The organism is Stenotrophomonas sp. SrG, assembly GCF_050031795.1.
GTDB lineage: Bacteria > Pseudomonadota > Gammaproteobacteria > Xanthomonadales > Xanthomonadaceae > Stenotrophomonas > Stenotrophomonas rhizophila_A.
Window position 1 is genome coordinate 1 of record NZ_JBNBBE010000878.1, and the last position, 243, is coordinate 243.

1 protein-coding gene is annotated in these 243 nt (G+C 73.7%); it reads left to right on the top strand.

All coding sequences use genetic code 11. The features are described 5' to 3' along the window. On the top strand, positions 1-243 hold a 243-nt coding region (locus ACQG3P_RS22015), incomplete at both ends, for a hypothetical protein (protein ID WP_426806237.1).

Consider the following 243-nt stretch of genomic DNA (forward strand, 5'->3'; position numbering starts at 1 on the left):
GTCTACGACCGTCTGGCGGCGGACAAGCCGCTCATGATCACGCGGCCCGCGGACCCGGCCGCCGCCATCGACACGCACGGCTACCTTTCGGCCTGCGAGTGGCTGGATGCCTCCGCCGCGCCGTCGATCGTGGCCGAGACCGAGCGGCTGCTGGGCGATCCCGATGCCGTCGCCCGGCTCGAGCAGTGGGTGCGGCACTACTTCGGCGATGCCGCACCGGGCGCGGCGACCGAGCGCGTCCAC